The organism is Staphylococcus sp. HMSC034C12 (assembly GCF_001835895.1).
GTDB classification, from domain to species: Bacteria; Bacillota; Bacilli; order Staphylococcales; family Staphylococcaceae; genus Staphylococcus; species Staphylococcus hominis.
Genome location: NZ_KV826304.1, coordinates 63834 through 86305, shown reverse-complemented (window position 1 = coordinate 86305; position 22472 = coordinate 63834). Strand labels below are relative to the sequence as shown.

At 29.1% G+C, this 22472-nt stretch carries 22 protein-coding genes and 1 pseudogene; 4 read left to right on the top strand and 19 right to left on the bottom strand.

Annotated features, from left to right (window positions below; genetic code table 11):
• Positions 1–29: 29 nt before the first annotated feature.
• Positions 30–407 (bottom strand): SA0632 family lipoprotein, encoded by a 378-nt coding sequence (locus HMPREF2629_RS00445; RefSeq protein WP_017175983.1) that lies wholly within the window; start codon positions 405–407, stop codon positions 30–32.
• A gap of 67 nt (positions 408–474) precedes the next feature.
• Entirely contained in the window at positions 475–927 is a 453-nt protein-coding gene (locus HMPREF2629_RS00440; RefSeq protein ID WP_019834911.1) for a GNAT family N-acetyltransferase, read from the bottom strand.
• Positions 928–1049: 122 nt separating this feature from the next.
• Between HMPREF2629_RS00440 and HMPREF2629_RS00435 the strand changes: the two genes are divergently transcribed.
• The gene (locus tag HMPREF2629_RS00435) at positions 1050–1739 is read left to right on the top strand and encodes a DUF1129 family protein (protein ID WP_017175985.1); all 690 of its coding nucleotides are present in this window, start codon (positions 1050–1052) and stop codon (positions 1737–1739) included.
• A 185-nt stretch (positions 1740–1924) separates the two neighbouring features.
• Here HMPREF2629_RS00435 and HMPREF2629_RS00430 read toward each other — a convergent pair whose 3' ends face one another.
• The 3 genes from HMPREF2629_RS00430 to HMPREF2629_RS00420 form a co-directional block, all read right to left on the bottom strand.
• Complete coding sequence (locus tag HMPREF2629_RS00430) at positions 1925–3145, bottom strand: sugar efflux transporter (protein WP_017175986.1); 1221 nt, start codon at positions 3143–3145, stop codon at positions 1925–1927.
• A 46-nt stretch (positions 3146–3191) separates the two neighbouring features.
• Positions 3192–4046, bottom strand: coding sequence for a LysR family transcriptional regulator (locus HMPREF2629_RS00425; protein WP_017175987.1), 855 nt, complete (start codon positions 4044–4046; stop codon positions 3192–3194).
• Positions 4047–4138: 92 nt separating this feature from the next.
• Positions 4139–4696: a ribonuclease FAU-1 family protein gene (locus HMPREF2629_RS00420; RefSeq protein WP_017175988.1), complete on the bottom strand. Its 558-nt coding sequence runs from the start codon at positions 4694–4696 to the stop codon at positions 4139–4141.
• Positions 4697–4910: 214 nt separating this feature from the next.
• On the opposite strand from HMPREF2629_RS00420, the pseudogene HMPREF2629_RS00415 reads away from it, so the two are divergent.
• A pseudogene (locus HMPREF2629_RS00415) lies at positions 4911–6014 on the top strand (5-methyltetrahydropteroyltriglutamate--homocysteine S-methyltransferase).
• Between the two features lie 108 nt (positions 6015–6122).
• Here HMPREF2629_RS00415 and HMPREF2629_RS00410 read toward each other — a convergent pair.
• From HMPREF2629_RS00410 to HMPREF2629_RS00390, 5 genes are all read right to left on the bottom strand, one after another.
• Complete coding sequence (locus tag HMPREF2629_RS00410) at positions 6123–6614, bottom strand: cupin domain-containing protein (protein WP_070813021.1); 492 nt, start codon at positions 6612–6614, stop codon at positions 6123–6125.
• Positions 6614–7330 (bottom strand): YebC/PmpR family DNA-binding transcriptional regulator, encoded by a 717-nt coding sequence (locus HMPREF2629_RS00405; RefSeq protein ID WP_070813020.1) that lies wholly within the window; start codon positions 7328–7330, stop codon positions 6614–6616. Before HMPREF2629_RS00405 ends, HMPREF2629_RS00410 begins: the two co-directional genes overlap by 1 nt.
• Positions 7331–7474: 144 nt before the next feature.
• Complete coding sequence (locus tag HMPREF2629_RS00400) at positions 7475–7834, bottom strand: transcriptional regulator, SarA/Rot family (protein ID WP_002449574.1); 360 nt, start codon at positions 7832–7834, stop codon at positions 7475–7477.
• Between the two features lie 149 nt (positions 7835–7983).
• Positions 7984–10122 (bottom strand): helix-turn-helix transcriptional regulator, encoded by a 2139-nt coding sequence (locus tag HMPREF2629_RS00395; RefSeq protein WP_070813019.1) that lies wholly within the window; start codon positions 10120–10122, stop codon positions 7984–7986.
• Positions 10123–10424: 302 nt separating this feature from the next.
• A complete protein-coding gene (locus HMPREF2629_RS00390; RefSeq protein WP_070813018.1) occupies positions 10425–11093 on the bottom strand; it encodes a Bax inhibitor-1/YccA family protein in 669 nt (222 codons plus the stop codon).
• Between the two features lie 444 nt (positions 11094–11537).
• Between HMPREF2629_RS00390 and HMPREF2629_RS00385 the strand changes: the two genes are divergently transcribed.
• On the top strand, positions 11538–12332 hold the full coding sequence (locus tag HMPREF2629_RS00385; protein WP_070813017.1) for a LysM peptidoglycan-binding domain-containing protein: 795 nt from the start codon (positions 11538–11540) through the stop codon (positions 12330–12332).
• A 69-nt stretch (positions 12333–12401) separates the two neighbouring features.
• Here HMPREF2629_RS00385 and HMPREF2629_RS00380 read toward each other — a convergent pair whose 3' ends face one another.
• From HMPREF2629_RS00380 to HMPREF2629_RS00350, 7 genes are all read right to left on the bottom strand, one after another.
• Positions 12402–13406, bottom strand: a complete 1005-nt coding sequence (locus HMPREF2629_RS00380; protein ID WP_070813016.1) for an inorganic phosphate transporter — start codon at positions 13404–13406, stop codon at positions 12402–12404.
• A gap of 14 nt (positions 13407–13420) precedes the next feature.
• The gene (locus HMPREF2629_RS00375) at positions 13421–14038 is read right to left on the bottom strand and encodes a DUF47 domain-containing protein (RefSeq protein ID WP_002449132.1); all 618 of its coding nucleotides are present in this window, start codon (positions 14036–14038) and stop codon (positions 13421–13423) included.
• Positions 14039–14299: 261 nt separating this feature from the next.
• Positions 14300–16189: an FtsX-like permease family protein gene (locus HMPREF2629_RS00370; protein ID WP_070813015.1), complete on the bottom strand. Its 1890-nt coding sequence runs from the start codon at positions 16187–16189 to the stop codon at positions 14300–14302.
• The gene (locus HMPREF2629_RS00365) at positions 16179–16940 is read right to left on the bottom strand and encodes an ABC transporter ATP-binding protein (RefSeq protein ID WP_070813014.1); all 762 of its coding nucleotides are present in this window, start codon (positions 16938–16940) and stop codon (positions 16179–16181) included. The genes HMPREF2629_RS00370 and HMPREF2629_RS00365 overlap by 11 nt, the downstream gene beginning before the upstream one ends.
• A gap of 253 nt (positions 16941–17193) precedes the next feature.
• Positions 17194–18234, bottom strand: coding sequence for a sensor histidine kinase (locus HMPREF2629_RS00360; RefSeq protein WP_002449136.1), 1041 nt, complete (start codon positions 18232–18234; stop codon positions 17194–17196).
• A complete protein-coding gene (gene graR / locus HMPREF2629_RS00355; RefSeq protein ID WP_002455663.1) occupies positions 18227–18901 on the bottom strand; it encodes a response regulator transcription factor GraR/ApsR in 675 nt (224 codons plus the stop codon). The genes HMPREF2629_RS00360 and graR overlap by 8 nt, the downstream gene beginning before the upstream one ends.
• Before the next feature lie 14 nt (positions 18902–18915).
• Entirely contained in the window at positions 18916–19839 is a 924-nt protein-coding gene (locus HMPREF2629_RS00350) for an NAD(P)H-binding protein (protein WP_070813013.1), read from the bottom strand.
• 93 nt (positions 19840–19932) lie between these two features.
• On the opposite strand from HMPREF2629_RS00350, the gene HMPREF2629_RS00345 reads away from it, so the two are divergent.
• On the top strand, positions 19933–20439 hold the full coding sequence (locus HMPREF2629_RS00345; protein WP_017176003.1) for a GNAT family N-acetyltransferase: 507 nt from the start codon (positions 19933–19935) through the stop codon (positions 20437–20439).
• 134 nt (positions 20440–20573) lie between these two features.
• On the opposite strand, the gene HMPREF2629_RS00340 is transcribed toward HMPREF2629_RS00345, so the two are convergent.
• On the bottom strand, positions 20574–21641 hold the full coding sequence (locus HMPREF2629_RS00340) for a YkvI family membrane protein (RefSeq protein WP_049379654.1): 1068 nt from the start codon (positions 21639–21641) through the stop codon (positions 20574–20576).
• Positions 21642–21909: 268 nt separating this feature from the next.
• Positions 21910–22413 carry a hypothetical protein gene (locus HMPREF2629_RS00335; protein WP_017176005.1) on the bottom strand — a complete coding sequence of 168 codons (504 nt, stop codon included), beginning with the start codon at positions 22411–22413 and terminating at the stop codon, positions 21910–21912.
• Positions 22414–22472: the final 59 nt, after the last annotated feature.

The following is a 22472-nucleotide window of genomic DNA, read 5'->3' as shown; positions in this document are numbered from 1 at the left end:
GCCAAACCTGCAGCCTTTTAAAACCGATATTAGTTGTTCTCTGTAGACGAACTAGAGCTTGTATTATTACTTGATTGTTCACTATTTGAGTCACTACTTTGTTCTTCAGTACTACTAGAACTTTCATTTGATAAATTCGTTTGACTTGAGTTATCCTTTTTGGATTTTTCAGTTTCTTGTTTAACTGATTCTTTGGCAACAGAACTATCTACTTCTTTTTGTAACTTTTCTCGTTGCGCATTGAGCTTTTCTTTTTGTTTCTCTAGATTATTTTTTTCATTTTTTAAATCTTTATTTTCTTTTTCTAGCTGTTTAATATCATTTTCTAAAGATACTTTTTCTTCACTTTTACCACATGCTGACAATATTAAAGTCGCTAATAGTAAAAGTACAATCCACTTCTTCATATATTTCTCCTTTAAATATATATCAATAACACTTATTTTAACATGAAATGTGGCATGATTCATTTTATTATTTTAAGTCTTTTCGCATTTTAACATGAGTTATATCATATCCTTGTTCACGATTGATATGAATCATTTGTTCATTATTCGCATCCACTGTGCTTTCGATAGAATGTGCATCTTTTTCTATCGCCCATTGTTCTAATGCCAATTTTAAATTAGTAGCTATCCCACTGTTTCGACAATGAGGGTGTGTATATAACATTTCAATCGTTACCACTTTCGTACTCGTTTCAAAATGACCCCAAATGAAAGCAGAAGGTTCTCTAAAATCATGTTTTGACTCAATAACATAAATAATATCTTGGTTCATGTTTAATCTTCTCTCAATCATTTCTTGTCTTAAAGCTATAGAGAGCGTTGTAGCATGATAATTTAATCCACTTTTTTCTAAGTAATATTCATGAATACTTGCAATATTCTCAATTAATTGATCATCAGTAATTGAAAGACTTCTCATTTTATATTCTCCCTATTTATACATTATATTCTTTACATAACTATGATATGATTATTCATATTTAATATATAATAATCAACTTTTAAAACTTTTAAACATTTTTATTTTTAAGGGGATAATAAATGAAATCGACTGCAACATTAGCCCGCGAAAACAACGTGAAATCCATGCGTTTAAATAATACGGATCGAGAAATCTTTGAAAACTATATGACTTATATTAGATCAGATTTACGTGTAAATCCGCATGATAGTGAACTCATGCTCAATCGTATTTTGAAGGAGTTACTTGCCGCAGAAAATGATGGAACTTTAGCTCTTGAATTTTTCGATCATGACCCAAAAGCACACGCTAAAAAACAACTTAAATCCCTACCAAATGAAACATTTAAAAATATTGTTAAATCTATTTTTAGAAATTTTATCTTTTTAATGGGTATATTCTTTTTCTTTAAGGGGTTTATCGGTTTTTTTGTTCCTGATAATCATAATGAAGTATATTTATATACCTTTCCTATTACGCTCATCATTGGTTTAACTATTATATTTCTCTTTATTTTAGTCGTTTTTAAAACTGTTCAATTACAGTGTTTTAATAATTCGCATTGGATTTGGTGGTTTAATTACTGTATTATTGCATTACTAGTAGTAGCACTATTTTATGTATTTTTTATTCCACAGTCATTTTTAGCATATGGACCTAGTATTCAAATTAATAATTGGGCATTTATTATCATTTCTATAATTATTACACCTATTGCTTTCTATATAGAACATCATTTTGTTGATGAAGATTCAAATACTGTGTTATAAAAATATGAAATAAGAGCCTAGAACATTATTCTCAAAAACATAACAACTCTTTGAGCTACATATAAATTAAATAATTATAAAAAAGACCCTTTTTCTATTATTTCAATAGAAAAAGTGGTCTTTTTCATTTGTCGAAGGATTTAAAGTCCCAGACTTTTATTTTCATACATAATCATTTCTTTTAATTATTGTATATTCATAGTTGAGGATGTAAACTTTTGATCTTTAGTGAACAATATTAAAATCATACCAATAAAAATAGATAAGGCAGAAACATAAAAAACGTTTTCTAATCCAACCCAATGACTCATTACGCCACCTAATAAATTTCCACATAATTGTCCTATTACCATTGCATTAGCAAATAAAGTCGACGCATAACCAGGAAAGTCAGGTAGTATATCTTGGAAATAACTAATACCCAGTCCTAATAAAATCGCTAAATAAAATGCTAAAAATACTTGTCCTATCATCATCATATATATATTTTCAAATATACCAATACTAAAATAAAATAGACCACCACTTATGGCTCCTAGTATAAGCAAAGTGCGTGTAGATAATTTGGATGCTAAAATCCCTAATATAACCATAAAAGGCACCTCTAAGCCAGCACATAAACTTGCTAAAGTACCTACATAACCTTCTCGTTCTTTCAAATATTCTGTAACGAATAATGGCATATTCATTGTATACATCCACTGACCAATATGTAGAAGTATAAAAGCAATAAATGGAATAAATAAAGCTTTATCTTTTAACATATTAGGTGCAGTTATTTCAATACTAGCAGTATCTTTAACTTGTTCGTTTATAGTCAGATTTAAATCTTTATAAAAGAATATTTGTAACAACAGTGTAAATAATAAAATGATAACTGTGCCGCCAAATAGCCCTGCGTAGCCCATAAATTGAATGAGATATGCACCAATGAGTGGACCAAATAAAAAGCCAAAAGAGAACATTGATCTTAAGACAGTATTAGCAAATTTTGCATTATTTCTGGATGAAGACGCATTAATAGATTCTCTAGCGGATGCATATAATTGGGGCATTGCAGGTGCGAATAATCCTTGAAATATCGCATATACTATAATAAATAGCCATATATGATGGATGTAAAAATATATAGAAAAACTAAGTGCTCCCATAAATAGTGCACAAATAATAAGTATTTTCCGATTAAGATGATGTGTATCTGAAAATCTAGCAACAATCGCATTTACAGTAAATTGACTGACTGCAGCCAAAGCTAAAAGAACACCAAACTGATTTGTCGACATTCCTAGTTCATTTGTTGCGAATAAAACAAAGTATGGCACTGTAATGGCAATACCCATTCCTAAGAGCATCATATTAATAAGAAATAATTTATAGTTTTTAATATGCAATAGTGCTGAAAACATATATTATACCTCTATTCTTCTTTTAAATTGCAATATTGATTAACTATTATTTAGTAAAATTAAGCATTAAAGAAACAAAAGCATCAACTTGTGGTAGTTGCAATATACTACTATCATAACTCATATACGTTGAGCGGATTAACGGAAGACCATCAATGTTGACTTTTTCAAATTCAAATACGTGATGATCAATATTCTTCATCATTATTTCTGGAAGAATAGTTACTCCTACACCACTTATTAGCATTTCTTTACATGTTGCCACTTGATCTACTGTAATGGTAGCATGATAATCTTGTCCAAATTTTTCACTATACCAATGATTAATTTGATTGATATATATTGGATCTGCTTGAAATTCAATAAATGGTAACTTTGACACATCTTCATGACGTTCTTTTGGATAAATAAAATAATGTTCATCATCAAATAAATGGATATTTTTTAAATTCATTACTTTATTCCCTCTGGTAATTAAAAGGTGATAATCTCTATGATTAGATCTAATTTGCTCTGTTGAACCCACTTGAACTTGTATTTCTACATTAGGAAATTGTGTATTATACAAACTCAATACACGGGGCAATATTGTTTGTCCAATTAAAGATGAACATCCTATAGATATGGTTCCATTTACTTCCCCTATATGTGCTTGTATTTTATCGAAAAACATTTTTTCTCGATTCAACATATCACGTGCATGTTCGATAATCATTGCACCTTCTGTAGTAGTAATTAATTGTTTTTTAGTACGAATAAATATTTCTACTCCAAACGCATGTTCAATTGCTTTTAAGCGTTGCGTGACTGCTGGTTGTGATATATATAAAATTTCAGCAGCTTTTCTTAACGTTTTCGTCTCATCTAATGTAATTAGTAATTGATAATCTTCAATTTTCATAGCTTCCCCCTTATGTTTATCCACGAATACGGCTATGATGGTAAATAAAATTGATACTATTTCATTATTGTTTTAGTATTAAAGAAATATAATTACGCTTTCTTATGCTTATTTAATTTACCTATCATCTTTTTATAACAATGCATAATTCGATGATGTATCTCTGCAAAATTGTCCTCAATCTCAATCATCAATTGATGAGCGATAATATAGGCTTCATGGTATTGTTTCTTCGTAATTTGTCCATTTTTCAAAGCTAGTTCTAAATCATGTTCATCTACTAACTCATATTCACCAGTGGATGGTAAAACCAACACATCTAAAAATAAATCTAATGTTCTCGCGTTCCCTTTTTGAGTAATATTTTTAATGTTAATATCAAAATAGTACTCTAATGGATTCCCCTTATCATCAAACATTGCAGTAATACTATAGCGTTTTTTTTCTGGCAAAATTTGTAGCCATTTATAGTTATTATCTACTACAACTACATTTTGATCGACCACCGTCACCTCTAAAGGCTCACGCACCTTTTTCATCGTGACCAAGCCAATAATACCTTTAAACCTATTATTATTTACCTTAACTTCTATGTAATCACGTTCAATTAGGCGACGCCAGTGACGTTTATCTATGTATTTAATTTTCATAAAGCCACCAACTCCTTGTCATTATTATATTAAACTAAGTAAACCATGTCATCTTATGCCATGCTTTATTACTTTTAGCATATAAATTTATTAATTTTTCAATTTCATTTTACTACAACTATTAAATTTTTAGGTAAAATTGACAAAAACACTAAGATTTGATAGTTTTATTCTATATTATCTGAAAATTCTAAATAAAAGGAGCGTTTTATATATGACAGTTAGACCTTTTCGAGCAGATCACGTGGGAAGTTTATTACGTCCTAAACGCCTAAAAGAAGCGAGATTTAAGTTTAATAATAACGAATTATCTTTAGAAGAATTAACACGTATTGAAGATGAAGAAATCGAACGTATTATTGAAAAACAAATTGAGATTGGTTTACATAGCATTACAGATGGAGAATTTCGTAGAAGTTGGTGGCACTTTGATTTTCTAGAGAATATTAATGGCGTATAAGGATATACTCCTGACCACGGATTAGAATTTGAAGGTGTAGAAACACGTGCACATAATGTGAGAATTGTGGACAAAGTATCATTTAATTCAAATCATCCACACTTTGAACACTTTAAGTTTTTATATAAAAAAGTGGCTGGTCGCGCAACTGCTAAAGTATCAATACCTAGTCCAAATCAATTATTCCACCCTAATATTTTAAATGAAACGATTTACCCTAATATAGAAGATTTTGCAAATGATATTGCAAAAGTTTATCATGAGACGTTACAAGCATTTTATGACTTAGGAGCACGCTATATTCAATTAGATGACGTATACTGGGCTGGTTTAACTGACGGTACTCAAAAAGTAAGAGGTCGTCAACGCTCTGAAGATGAAAAACTAAAAGCACGTGATTTAGCCTATAAAGTGATTAATAAAGCGATCGAAGGACTACCAAATGATTTAATTCTGACTACTCATATTTGTCGTGGTAACTATAAATCAACTTGGGCAATTTCTGGAGGATATGAAGCCATCGCCCCTTACCTATTTAAGGAAAATTTAAATGGTTTCTTTTTAGAGTATGATGATGAACGTTCAGGTGATTTCGAACCGCTTCGTTTCTTTAATGACAATGCTTATGCAGTTCTAGGACTTATAACCTCTAAAACAGGTGAATTGGAAAATAAAGAAACAATTAAAAAAAGAATTAAAGAAGCAGAACAATATGTAAATATTGACCATATCTGTATTAGTCCACAATGTGGTTTTGCTTCTACAGAAGAAGGCAACGCTCTAACTGAACAAGAACAATGGAACAAATTAGCCTATGTTGTAGAATTAGCTAATGAACTTTTTGGCACTGCTGAATAGAAAATGGTCAGAAATGTTGTCCTCTATCTCTTTTTAAAATAAATCTTTTTAAAAAAGACACTTCATTAATGTAGTTATACTTAACTCGATTAATGAAGTGTCTAATTATTAATACTCAATGTTTTTCAATGCATATTTTTGAATCATTCTGCGATATTGTGGATATGCTTCTGTCAACTCATCTTGTGTGAATAATTCAAAATACTTAAATTCAAATGCAGGTTGACACATACAGCCTACTAAACTATAACCTTCTGAATGAGGTACACTCGAAGCAAAAATGGTTCCTTTGGGAACAACATATTGTAGTACTTCTCCATGGTCTACATTTGGACCTAACAAGACACTACGATATTGGCCATCTTCAGTTAACATATGTATCTCTAGTGATACACCAGCATGATAATACCATACTTCATCAGCATCTATACGATGAAAATGCGAAATATCATCTGCTTTTAATAAGAAAAGTATACTACTAAAAGATGCCCTTTCTTCTTTCTTTATACCCTCTGGTCGAATAGTTTCTTTATAATATCCACCTTCTGGATGAGATTCCAAGTCTAACGATTGTATCCAAAACGAAGCCGTGTGTTTCACTATTTTAAGTCCACATTATGGAAAACATTTTGAACATCTTCTAAATCTTCAAGTGCATCAATAAGTTTTTCAAGTGTTGCTTGATCATCTGCTGAAAGTTCAATATCAGTCTGAGGTAACATTTCAAACTCTGCAATTTTAAAGTCTTCTACACCTGATTGACGTAGTGCCTCTTGTACTTGTGCAAATTGATCAGGTTCTGCATACACAATCGTCAAGCCATCTTCTTCAATCATGTCTCTTACATCTACATCTTGTTCCATCAATGTTTCTAGGACGTCATCAGCAGATTTTCCTTCAACACCAAACGTTGCAGTATGGTCAAACATATAAGCCACTGAACCAGATACACCCATATTACCACCATTTTTTCCAAATGCTGCTCTAACATCTGATGCTGTACGATTCACATTATTAGTTAAGGCATCTACAATAAGCATGGAGCCACTTGGACCAAATCCTTCATAACGTAGATGGTCATAATTTTCATCTCCACCGCCTTTAGCCTTATCAATGGCTCTATCTATAATATGATTTGGAACAGAATATGTTTTTGCTCTTTCTAGCACAAGTCTTAATGCTTGATTTGATTCAGGATCTGGCTCTCCTGATTTAGCTGCTACATAAATTTCTTTACCAAATTTTGCATATATTCTACTAGTATTTTTATCTTTTTGGGCTTTTTTTTCTTTAATATTATTCCATTTACGTCCCATATTGTCATCTCGCTTTCTTACTCAATAATACTTATTATATAGTATTAATAATTTATTGTCTAAATTGAAAAAAACGTTACTTCCTTATAAAAAATAAAATACTGACAAAGCATCCCCTTGTCAGTACTCTCCCAATTCATTTAGTTAATTATCTAAAAATCTTTCTACATCATTAAATAAAGCATTAAATTGATCAATATTAGATTTGTTCATATAGATAAAAATTTTACGTTCATCTTCTGTTGATCGAACTTTACTTAATTTCTCTTTTTCTATTAATCTGCGTATAGAAACAAGTAATTTTGTTCTACTTAATTCTAGTTCTTCAATTGCAACTTTTAAGAATGTTTGCATTAAAATTTGATCGTCTGCTGTGTATTCATAAGCTAATTTTAATAAAGCTAAATCATTTAAGGTTAGTTTGTATTCTTTCTCTATATATTCAGACAACGCTTTATATTGTTTATAGATTTTCAGCAAGCGATTTAATTCATCGTTACTCAAGCATTTGCACCTCCAATAAAAGCGAACAATTCAACATATATTATCCTTTAATTTTGGAGTTCTGTCTTTTGCATTTGTTTTGAATTTTTTGTTAAATTTACCAACAAACTCAAATATTGTTGTGCAAAACTTTTTTGAGATGAAATTTATTATTTATATATCTCAATTATATAAAGTCCGTTATAATCAAGTTTAATTTGTAATGCCTCTTTATTAAAGTTGTGTTCTCTAATTTTAAAAGAAGGATGTAATAAATGATTTACTTTCTTCAAGAATGTTTTAGACCATTGATAACGATTACGTATGTCTTCAGTAATAATATGATTAATATTGCCATTATAATCATCAATCTTTTGAATTTTTATAAGATGATTTTTATTTGTCTTATGTTTAAAATCTACATATATATCCGTTTTTTCATAATTAGCATTTCGTGATTCACTTTCTAGAACACGCCAATCATATATAAATAGTATGAATTTATTTTCTTTTTCAATCACTATATAATGATCTTTAATGTATTTTGGTTCCTGACTAAGCGTCATGATATGGGTCATCATTGTTCCTAATATTGTTTTAAAACCTTTTTCATCAAAAAGATGTAAAGCATTAAATTGATGACTATCCTGTCTAAAATTGAAACCAATACCGTCAAAGTGTTGAGCTGATTTAATATTTGTTTCTACAATTAACGGAGCACTACTATTTAAGTCATTATATTCACTATTTAAAAACACATGATTTTCAACGTTTAAAAATATGATTCTTTGATTTTCTAAATCGATGTGATTTAAAATTTCACGTATATTTTGATAATGTAATATATTCTTTACTAATAAACGATTATTACCTTCTATTAAATAGGGTTGATTTAGTTTTGAATTATCAATAAACAGAAATTGGAAATTCACTCTTTTAATTTGCGATTCTAAAGTTTTAAATAAAACTGGATTATTTAGCAAATTGCTAATTTCTAATCCAAAAGAAAACCGATTTGTTTTATGTTGTATTTTTAATATCATACGATAAATGGCTTTTAAATCAATCTTTTCTAAATCAAAAACAATACCTAATTCGTGATTTACATTTACTTCAACTTGGTGTATTTCAAGATAATCTAATACATTTTCATATGTTATTTCAAGAAAATTAATTAGATTTAAATCTTCAAGTTTAAAACTTATATTTAGATTTTTTCTAATAATATATTCAAATATTCGCTGAAGTTCTTTAACAGTGAAGTGTTCTTTTATTTCCTTCATATCTACTCTTACATAAATCATTAATGATGGATTCTCGTCAAGATAATCGATATATTTCTCTAAAAATAACAGTTTTATTTCTTCAATCGTATTGATTTGTACTACACATTGATAAGGTTTAATAAACGTATCTAATTTTGAATCGATATATATTTTATGTTCTGTTTTCTTTTGATAATAATATTGTTGTGACAGAATCATATCTCTTATATTTTGTAGACTATCATCAATATGAGTTTCATAATCCATAAAAATCATTTTTTCATATTTATTACATGATCTATATTCATTTGGTGTCATTCCCATATAACTTTTGAACGTTTTAGAATAACTTGAAGCATTACTAAACCCTACTTTTTCACTAATTAAACTAATCGTATCGTCTGTTTTCAATAATAATTCAAATGAATTTGCAATCTTCAAAGTGTCTACATAAGTTTTAAAACTAATATTTAACAACTGTGTAAATTGTGATGATAAATTAGATTTAGATGTAAATAGATTAGATGAAACATCTTTTAATGTTAATTTCTTTTCAATATTTTCGTTAATATAGTCTAATACTTCACTTAACTCCCCATAATAAGCATAATTATATTGATCATTAGCAATATCTATTTCAACACTACCTTGTCTTCCAATAATTTGAACAATGTCAACTATGTATTTGTTATCTTCTGAAACAGATTTATGATTAATATGATTCATTGTTATCTGTAATAATGCTTTTTTTATTGCATTAATAGATTTAACTAAATTAATTGAATATTTATAATCAAAGAAATTAAATCCTTCTTCTTTAAACCAATCACTTGCAATATAAATCATTAATGTTTTCTCATTCTTATTAATTGAAAAAATATCTTTATTGTTTATAACGTAGAGATCATTATTAATCGTCACTTTTTTGGCAAAATGTTGAATTTCTAATGAACCTTCTATTGGGAACAGCAATATGATACCATCTTGACAACGTGTCATTTGATATTCATGCTTAGTAAGTACGTGAAAATACCCATTAGACATATACTAACCTCTTTCTAATCTTGGTAGTCCTTCTTTTAATGTGTTTATATAAAAATGCTAATTTATAAGTGTTTAAATGTAAATCTATCACAACATTAATACTAAATCAAAAATACGTATAAAATTAAATTAAGTTTGATTTTATATTAAATACATTTCATAATTATCTAAAAAAGATGCTCTATAATTGCCTTCTTACTTTAATAAAATAAACAGCTTTAGACTACTCTTTATTTAAAATGTTTTGAAAACAATGTGAGAACATCTTTTCTAAATATTCAACTTATTATAAATATGAATGTCTAGTTTTTAAAACGGTTTGCTAAATTCAATATATCTTTAATGATGTTTAATAAATTAAGAAATAAATTAAACCCCATTTCTCTTGGCGTAAATCTACCATGTTTCATGCGATTAAAATCAAATAATGTATATAGTAAAAACAAGACTAAACTAACCATTGTAATAACGATATGGAATATTGAATTATGAATAAATAAGCCAACTAGACTAGCAATAATAAGGGCAATTAACGTTACAAATAAATATTTACCTAAGCTAGAAGCATCATGAATAACAAAATACCCCAATATTCCAAATACAATGAATGCTATAATGGCTAACAATATATTTTTATAAAAAACCTCTGCTCCTAAATTTTGCATATACATTGAAAATGTTGCATACGATAATAAACCAATAATAATAGCATAGATATGCGAAATAATAAGACCATATTTACGTGCTCTTTTAATAAATAACGTCGCTAATACAATGACAAATAATGTAATTGATAAAGGACGTCGCCATTCTACTGGCAAATATTGACCTAAATAACAGCCAATTCCAAAAATAAGCCAATAATATGTAAAAAATAGCCAAACTTTACGATATGCATGATTTTGTTGAGTATTATCTTTTGAACGTACATTCTGATGTTGATGATTTACTAAATTTGAAGAACTTGACATCTTATACTCCTCTTTTAAATAGTGTCTTACAAATATTGTACAATATTTGTTGGGAATACAAAAATAGTATAATTTATTTACTTTTAAGTAAGCATCCTATCAAGAAAATATAAAAATTATTACAAGTTTAAATCACTAAACACAATTCAACCTACTTCTTACATGATACGTACTTGCTTCAATTTTACTATAAGAAATATTACAAATTTCTTTTTAAAAAAATTTAATTTTATCTAAATAAAACTGTTAAAGACTACTGTATCAAGGTTTTTATCTATTTACAAAAAATAGTATTACTTTTAATAATATTACAAGATAATAACAACCCACATATTCTTATATTTTTTTGATAGTATATGCGTGTGATATAAAAAGATGAATTATACAAATTTAACAATATTAAATTCTAAAAATAAATTTTAAAATTCAAGGAGGATACGTAGTTTGAAAAAGTTAGCTTTTACGTTGTCTATTGTGTCAGGCGCTGTAGCATTTTTCTCTCATCATGCTGAAGCATCAACACAATATACTGTTCAACCTGGAGATTCCTTATGGAGTATTGCAAACAAATATAATATGCCTGTTGATGAGCTTAAACGAAATAATCACTTAAATGATAATTTAATTTTTCCAGGACAAGTACTAACTATTAATGGATCATCTACTACTACATCAAGTAGTTTATCAAGTAAGGCTTCTACTACTTATACTGTTCAATCTGGTGATTCACTTTCTCGTATCGCTAATAAATATGGAACTTCAGTTACTGACTTAATGAATGCAAATAATTTTTCAAATTATTTAATTTACCCTGGTCAAGTATTAAAAATTCCAAGTAGTTCGAGTACTACAAACTCATCGTCTACTACTGCTTCCCAAAGCACTGGTTATTCTTCACCAACCTTTAACCATCAAAATTTATACACTGCTGGTCAATGTACGTGGTATGTATTTAATCGTCGCGCTCAAGCTGGATCACCCATTAGTACATATTGGTCTGATGCTAAGTATTGGACTTATAATGCTGCTTCAGATGGTTATATTGTTAATCATACCCCTACTGTTGGATCAATTATGCAATCGACTGCTGGGTATTATGGCCATGTAGCATATGTGGAGCGTGTGAATCCAGATGGTAGTATTCTAATTTCAGAAATGAATTATACATATGGGCCTTATAATACAGATACTCGTGTGATTCCTGCTTCATTAGTTTCTAGCTATAACTATATTCATTAATATGATTCAAACCACAAAATAAGCTTGAGACATGTTTATGTCTCAAGCTTATTTTGTGGTTAATTTACCTTAAAGAAAAATATTTAAAATCCAAAATATAATTGCTGCTAAAATAGCAGAAATTGGCAACGTAATAATCCATGTAATAATCATACGTTGAGCTGTATTCCACTTTACACCTTTTGCACGATTTGATGCACCTACACCTAAAATTGATGACGATACAACGTGTGTTGTAGATAATGGGAAGTGTAATGATGAAGCAACGAAAATCGTTAATGCTGAAGATAAATCAGCAGCTGCTCCATTAGCAGGTCGTATTTTCATTATATTTCCGCCTACTGTTTTAATAATTTTCCAACCACCAATTGCAGTTCCTAGACCCATTGCTGTGGCACAAGCAATTTTAACCCATAATGCCGGTTCCACATTCGTTGGATCTTGTAAATTCGCTACAATCAAGGCAAGAGTAATAATACCCATTGATTTTTGAGCATCATTTGTACCATGTGAAAACGATTGAAGCGCTGCAGTAAACATTTGGAAAAAGCGGAAATTACGATTTGCTCTCGTAAGATTCGCATTTTTAAAAACAATTTTAACAATTGTATACATGATAAAACCAACACAAAATGCAATAATTGGTGAAATAATTAATACAATGATAATCTTAGTAAAACCTTGATAATGTAATACTGTAAATCCCTGTGCAGCTATTGCAGCTCCAGCAATAGCACCGATTAAGGCATGCGATGAAGAACTTGGTATACCATATAACCAAGTAACCAAATTCCAAACAATAGCAGCGATAATAGCCGCTAATACTACTACTAGACCATTTTGTAATTTAAATGGATCTACGATATCTTTAGTAATTGTTCCAGCTACCCCTGTAAAAGTAAGTGCACCTATAAAGTTCATAACTGCAGCTAGAAAAATAGCTGTTCTTGGTGTCAATGCACGCGTAGAAACCGCAGTAGCAATTGCATTTGCTGTATCATGAAAGCCATTGATAAAGTCAAAGATTAGAGAAAATACAACGATAGCTATAGTGATGACTAATACATATTCCATAATTTAAAACTCCCTTAGCTATTTTTCATGATAATTGTTTCAAAGTTGTTAGCAACAGCTTGACATTTATCAGCGATATTTTCTAAGCTTTCGTAAATATCTTTAATTTTAATTAGAGTGATTGGATCTGTTTCACTATTAAAGATATGTTTAATTGATTGTCTTAATATACCATCACAATTTGTTTCAAATTCTTTAATATTAATTGAGTGAATTCTCATGTGAGATAATTTTTTATCAACAAGTAAACCAACTGCTAATTTCATTTCAGCGACAGCTTTTTGAATATTGTCAACAAATTCAGCCATATATTCATCAGTATATTCAATTGAATACATTTCAAACATTCCAGATGTTTCTTCCATTGCATCAAGTACATCATCGATTGCATTACACAATGATAGAATGTCTTCTCGTTCAATAGGAGTGATAAATGTTTGATTTAAGTCGCTAATGACCTTGTGCATAAGTTCGTCACCATGTGACTCGTACGTTTTAATGTTATCAGAATAAGCTTTTAAATCTAAATGGGTATTAAAATCCATTTTCCCGAATTCTACAGCTGCACGGTCCAGATTAAATACCATTTCTTCTAATTGAACCATAAACTTATCCTTTTTCTTAGTGAACATTATAATGCCTCCATTTTAGCGATTGCTATCAATCACACGTTTATTATTTAATTTAAGACAATTTAAAAATGAGCTACATTTACAATAGCTTATTTTAAAACATTATTTAGAAAGCTTTTGTAAAGTTTATGTAAATATAATGTTATACCAATTACGATACACTTCTACTTAACACCTAATTTGTCTCTAATTGAAAATATCATAATTTTTTCATCTCTACAATAAATTTACAAATTCTTTACAAACTCGAAATATTCTCTCTTAAATTGAGTGATTGATCGTTCGCTTAGAATGATTATAAGCAATAAATGCAAACATACTATATACTATTGTATAAATAATCATAACTATAAAAATGGACATTTGATTTGTAAATCCTATAAATTTCATAAATACAAGTGCTGCAAAATATGCATGAAGTAAAGCAATAGCCAAAGGTAGTCCAAAGTTAAACGCCACTTTCAATTTTAGACCTCTAGCCATGTCTTTTTGAGTAAAACCTAATTTACGTAATATTGAATAATTTTCTAATTCATCTTCAGTTTCATCAATTTGTTTAATATAGATAATACATCCAGTTGCTATAAGAAATGCAATACCTAAAAAAGAACTTACAAATAATAAAATTCCTGTTAAACTTGAAATTTCGCTTGCTATCTGACTTCTAGTTTTTAAATTCTGATTCATGTGATTGATAGTCTTTTCTAATTTAGGTATATCTTTTGTATGTTTTAAATCAAAACCATGTTGAGAAATGATGTCCTTATTTTTAACATGTTGTTTTATAAATTGATAATCCCCGTTATTAAGCACGAGTGTCGGTCCACCTAAATCTATACTCTCTTTAAAATAAACTTTATGAATCACTTTTTGAAGTTGAACTTTAGTATGATGTCGCTTCGTACCAATCAGTGTTGTTCCGTGTGGCCGATGTTTAGTTAATTCAGGAATAACATCTTCTGGGATAATTAAATCTGCTTGTCCTTTTTTCAAAGAAATATTTGAAAAGTAATCTTCACTTGTTATAGTCACCGAATAAGGTCTAGCTGCATTTACATCAAATAGATGATCTTTATATAAATGCGTGTACACTACTTGCTTATAATTATAGTTATATGCAATATGCTGTTGCTCTAATTGATATTTTAACTTTTCGGACAAGGTGTCGTTGTTCGTTGTTACTTCATACGGTGATTCTAATAAAATTTCTTTACTTAAAGATCCTCGACTAATTGCTGCAAAACATAGGACAGATACAGTAATAGCAGAAATAATAGAAATGATTGTTAAAGAAAAAGCATTCTTTCTAATCCTAAACATTAATGCAGAAGTGAAAATAACATCATTTACAGTTACATTTCCACTTTTAAATGATTTAATTATTTTTAATATTAGAGACACTGAACTTCTAAAAAAGAAATAGGCTCCGATCACAGTTAAAAATAAAATAATAAAAGGTAATACGATATCATCTAATAATTCAACAAATCGTGTGGATAAATAATATCCTGCCAAAATGAAAACAATACCTAAAATTCCTAGAATAATTTCTCCAAATGTAATATGTTTACCTGTTTCATCTATATATTCTTCAGACTCCATTAATTGTGTAATAGAATATTTATTTAAGAAAATGATAGCTTGAAGAATAATTAAAATATATGCAACGATTAAAATAAATAAGGTTTGAATTATAGCGTCTACACTAAAAATAAGCGATACCGAAGTATGTATACCTAATAATTTCAATATAATCATAAGTAAAATTTTAGACCCAACAATCCCTATAATCATACCTAAAACTGCAGTGATCAAGAAAATAAACAATTGTTCTAACATAAACATATAAATAATACTTACTTTATTTAACCCCATAATCTGTAATAGTCCCAATTCGTAACTTCGTCTTTTAATAAAAAGAATATTGGTATACATAATAAAGACAACGATGATTATAAATAGAAAATAACTTCCTATTTTAGAACCCTCTCTAATAATAGATAAAGACTCATGTATATGGAGATGATGAACATATTTAATCTTAATAAAACTAAAATATAAAACAGTACTAATGACTAATGAAAACATATAAATAGCATAGTGCTTAATATTTCTTAGGAAATTTCTCCAAATAATATAGCTAAAACTCATAAACCTTGCCACCTAATATACTTTGGGCTCTTAATATTTCTTCATAAAATAATTGTTTATTATCTTGTCCTTGATAAATTTCAGTAAATATTAAGCCATCTTTCAACATTACAACACGATTAGAAAAACTTGCTGCAAGTGGATCGTGTGTAACCATAATAATAGTTACATCATAGATTTTATTTATTTTTTCAAAACGTATGAGTAAATCTCTAGTGTTCTTAGAGTCTAAAGCCCCTGTTGGTTCATCCGCAAAAATAATTTTAGGATATGTAATAAATGCACGCGCTGCAGATGTTCGTTGACGTTGTCCTCCTGAGATTTCAGACGGATATTTATCACTAATATCATATATATTAAGCGCTTCAGTAATTTGTCTATAACGTTTATTCATTTCTTCCTTATTTAATTTAAGTACTGATAAAGGCAACATAATATTTTCTTTTACAGTAAGTGTGTGTAATAAATTATATTCTTGAAAAATAAATCCAATATCTTTTTTTCTAATTTCTGATAGTTCCCTATTTGATAACTTTTCCAATTGTTTTCCATTTAGTATGACAGATCCTTGTGATAAATAATCTATTGAACTTAAAACATTAAGTAATGTTGTTTTACCAGAGCCAGAAGGTCCCATAATTGAAACAAACTCTCCTGTTTCAATGTTTAAATCAATACCTCTTAACACTTCTTGTATCGTTTGTTTTATCCCATATGTTTTAACAATTTGCTTTGCTTGTAATATTGTCAATTTAGAATGTCCCTCACTATCATATATTTTAACTATTGAGTGCTATAGATGAACCTGAGACGTCATTATAAAGTCTCAGGCTTCACCCAATGTTCTACTCACTTATGACACTAAAATGATATTTCCATACGCTTAATTTATGTATTTACTTTAAATATTATATAAGTTTTAGTTCAAACTTTTTATAGTAAAGTCCAATATCTTCTTTCTATAAAGCGAACAATTATACTTATACTCTATTTTAACAACACCATTATGATAGACTTAATTTCTCTTGTGACATTCTTTCTATGACTTCGTTTTGAATAGGGAACGTTAAAATAAATGTTGTTCCTTCTCCCACCGTCGACTCGACCTCTACTTCAATACCTAATGGATGTCTTACACTTTCTACTAAGTATAAACCAATTCCAGAAGAAGTTGTTTCATTACGATTTGCGGTAGAAGTATAGCCTCTTTCAAAGATACGTGGTAAATCTTTAGCGCTAATCCCACGTCCATAATCAGTAATTTCTAAAGCGATATGGTCTTTTTTAGCTAACGATCGAATAACAATATCTTTTCCTTGAGAATATTTCAAAGAATTAGATAAAATCTGTCTAATCATCATGCGACACCATTTTACATCTGTAAATACTTCTGGATTCGTATCAAATTCTAATTCATAGCCAATACCTTTAACTTGACTGATATGACGAGTAAGTTGAATTTCTTCTATCACTAAACGTTTTAATGGTACTTTTTCGAAATACATATCTCTATTTTTAGATTCAAGACGTGTTAAATAAAGTTGCTTATCTAATAATTCATTCACTCTTGACCATTCATAAAGTAAGGCTTTCTTACGTTCCATATCTTCAGCTTGATCAATTAATAATTTCATTGCTGTAACAGGTGTTTTAATATCGTGAACAAATTCAGTTAACGATTGTTCCGACGCTTGTATATGAATTTGTTGTTCAGTAGCTCTTTCTTTGTGAAACAATAATTTACGATATAAATAGTCCACCATTTCCTGTTGAAACGGATTCTCAGCTAATTCTTTGTGTTTAATTTCTTCGATTTCCTTATTATTATAAAAATGTTGATATAATTTTACTTCTCTTAAAAAAGTAAAAACAAGAAATATACAAGTTAAACCTATATTTAATAGGACAATGTACGCTACACTTTCAATTGCCATATCATAGTCTATATATGCCATCCCTAAAAATACAAACTGTAAAAATATAATCCAAAATATCCAATTACTTCGTGTTTTAAGAAATAGCCAAAACCATTTCACATTACTCATGTGCCATATATCCTTTACCTACTTTTGTTTCAATTTCTGTTTCCATACCGATCTCAGATAATTTTTTTCGTAATCGATTTACATTGACTGTTAATGTGTTATCACTAACAAACGCTTCGTCATCCCATAACGCTGTAATTAATGTATCTCTAGTCACAATTTGATTTTGTTTTTGAATTAACATTTCTAAAATAATCATTTCAGTTTTAGATAAATAAATGATTTTATCGCCTTTTTGAATACTATCTTTTGAAAGATCGACTAGTGCATCTTGCCAATTTAATGTACGTCTTTCTTCTACGCCAAATTGATATACGCGTCGATAAATTGCTTGTAACTTCGCAATTAGTACGTTGGTATGAAAAGGCTTTTGCATATAATCATCTGCACCTAATTCCATACTCATCACTTGATCCATAGGATTATCACGTGACGATAAAAATAAAATAGGCACATTAGACACTTGTCTAATTTGACGACACCAATAGAATCCGTCATATTTAGGTAATTGCACATCCATTATAACGATTTCTGGCTGAACATTATGATATGTTTCCATTACGTTACTAAAATCATTGACACCATAAACAAAAAAATCCCAATTTTCTAATTCTTTCTTTAGTTGTTGAAAAAGCGTCTGATCATCTTCTACTAATAATATTTGCATATGTTTTCATCCTATCACTTTGTATATTTCATTTTTTCTCCTGATTGCACACGTCCATTGAAATGCCTAATACGACAATCAATTTCAAACCCTCTCATAATTAAACTTTGTACGGGAGCTTGAAAAAAATAATAGAGTGGCCATAACAATTTAGGAATATAATCATATAGTTGAACAATTACTAAACGCGTTCCTTTAATTTGACGAAATTCCAATTTCCCTTGTTTTTTAGAACGTTTTTTTATAATTGAACCGCCTACTAAATTAAATGTAATTAAACGATTATCATTTACTTCTTTTTTCATTACTAATAGAGGCTTACATTCGTTACGAGCATATATTATATATCGATTTTCTATATATTTCGTGTGTAAAAATGTACCATGTGTATCATTCAGCCATTTAAAAAAATAAGCGACTAATTGTTCTAAAGACCATTTCCTAGGTAATATCATTCTTAATGCTGACCGTATATCATTATACTTAGACGCTTGTAACTCAACATTAATATGAGAGCGCTTGATATAGGTCTCAGTCGTTTCAACAGGAACACCATAGTTTTTTAAACACTGTATTGTCTCACTATCAAAGCGACTACCGCTTACGTACAAAATTTTATTTATTCCTTGTTGTGCTGCTGCCCTTGCAAAATTATCGGCTGCAATGAGATTTAAATCACGTGCAGTTGCTTGAGTAAGCTTGGCAGAATTTTTATTAGGATCTAAATAAAATACTGCAATATTCATACCTGACATTGCTGATTTAACATCTTCATAATTATAAATATCTTTTTTTAGCCATTTTATATTATGATTAAACTCTTTTTTTGTATTTGGATATTTAGATAAAGCAAACAAATTTGCATCATTTTCTATCGCACTGCTAATATTCTTACCTATATAACCACTACCACCCGCTAATAATACATTAGGTTTCATTATTCTGTTACTCCTTTTTAAAATTCTAAATATGTATATTTTTTAAATAATTGGTATAATATATGTTATATTACTATCTCAGGAGGAAGCCGAATGGCTCATATTATTCGTGAAATTAGTATAAAAGATACTGAAGCTTTGACAACATTATTAACTAAAATATATGATGAATCTGATTATACACTTTATAATCCTGGAGAATTTAACCCTAGTGTTTCTTCTATTAGTAATCTTCTAGAGCGTGTTATCACTTCTCCGAGAAATACCATATATGTAGCTGAAGAAGATGATCAACTCGTTGGATGTATATTCGTCACTACTGAAAAATACGAACGTACACAACACGAAGCAATCATTACACTTGGTGTTACTAAATTTTATCAAAAAAAAGGTATTGGACTTGCTTTAATTAATGCTGTTGAAGCTTGGGCTCTTAACCATAATATTAAACGTCTTCAAGCTTCAGTCGTTCCTGAAAATACACACGCACTCATGCTACTTAAAGGCGCTGGATTTAATATTGAAGGCGAACTTAAAAATAAATTACTGATCAACAATCAATATTTTAATAAATATATTATGGCTAAATTACTACTTTAATTACAATATGTATTATACGCTACGTTCAAAATGCAAAAAAGCAATTCGTGTTAATTACACGAATTGCTTTAGACTGTCTATGAGTTATTTAACTTTGTAGGCAGTTTTTTTATGGATTATTTATTTTATTAATTTTAAGCAATGTGGTCTTTGTTATCACTTTTACGTAAATAATATTTAATAAGCACTGCTACCACAATAAATAATCCAACTACGCCCATAATGTTATATAAGAAGTTGATTAAATCTGCAAAACCAACGAAACTTAAAATAAAGGCTGCAATCATCATAATAACAATAAATATATGATATTTTTTACTGTATGGCTCAGTGAAACGTGCAGCAAACGAATAAGTCAATCCTAAAATAGTATTATACATTACTGCTAACATAATCACTGTTAAAACTAATCCAAGCCATGGATGAATTTCGTTCGCCAATTTTAAAGTTGGAATTTGTTCATTTTTAATTTGTGGATATTCTGATTGTAGTGCAAAGTTAATCAGTGCAAGTAAAACAGTATACACTACACCACCAAATAAAGCACCGGCACCAGATACTTGACGTTTAGATGCATCTCCACCAATCGCCACAACCGTACTAAATCCTACAGCAAAAGCTAATCCACCGTACATTAACCCTCTAATAATACCTAAGAATAAACTTGGATGATCTACTGTACTATTAACTTTACTGATAGGGATACTTCCAGCGAATAGATAATATATAGCAATAAGAACTACCATGACAATCAAGAATGGTGTAACGAAACCTAACGCTCTTACGATCTTATTAAAGTCTAATAATAGTGTTAAATAAATAACGACCGTCATAATTAACGCGCCAAGCCATGTAGGTATACCAAAGCTCTCTTCGAACGTTGCGCCTGAACCTGCAATCATTGTTACAGCAATCCCAAATAAGAAAAAGACTAGAATATAATCAAAAATTTTACTGAATTTTTCACCAAATAAATATTGTAATGTTGATTCATGGTTTGTTGCTTCAAAAGCCGTTCCAATTTTAGCGACTTGTCGTCCTATAAATCCTAAAATTAATCCTGATATTAACACGCCAATATATGACCATAAACCATAAGGCGTGAAGAATTGCATTACTTCTTGCCCTGTAGAGAATCCTGCGCCTACTACAATCCCCACATAAGCAAAACCTATTTTTATAGATTCTTTATTCAACCCCATGTATTAATTAACCTCCTTATTTTTGACACATTCAAAATTATAACGTACTAATAATATTATGCAACAGTGCATAAACGTTGCGAGACAACGCTTATCGCTTCTAAATACTAGTGTTAATACCCTTACAAACAATTTAAAAAATTTAATATTTTTAATAATTTGTCACAAAAAATTATATTTGAGTTACTAAGTAAAATATTATTAAAAAAGAGTTAGATAAAATGAATAACTATGGTTATTCATTATCTAACTCTCTTATTTCACTATATTATTTTGAACTTCCAAATTTCTTTAATTCATCAAAATTTACTATAACATTATCCATGCGTTTAGCTGAATCTTTTAACACATTTCTTGCTACATGATTATTAGGATCTAATTTTAAAATTTGTTTAGCTACTTTAAACGCTTCAGAATCTGAAATAATTGGATCAGGTATAGCATATAATAATAGCATTTGAAGCAAACTTTTTATTTCTTTACCATTTGTTAACTGAATAGAAGCATCTGCATGATAATATGCCGCTTCTAAAGCACCTTCCACTTCACTCAAAGGATAGACTAATAATAAAAATGCTAAATCATGTAATTCTGCTGTTTCATTAGCCTTCATCATATCTAATATACAAGTATAAAACATAATGTTTTCTTGTTCATGAGCACAGGATATATATACTTCTTCGAATTCCATAAAATCAATATTGGACATTATATTTTTAATTTCTTCAAATTTACCGTTCAGAACGTAAAATTTAATATCTTCTTGTAGCATAATGTCCACCTACTTTCATCATCAATATCATGCTATTTATTTTACCATATTCATTTTGG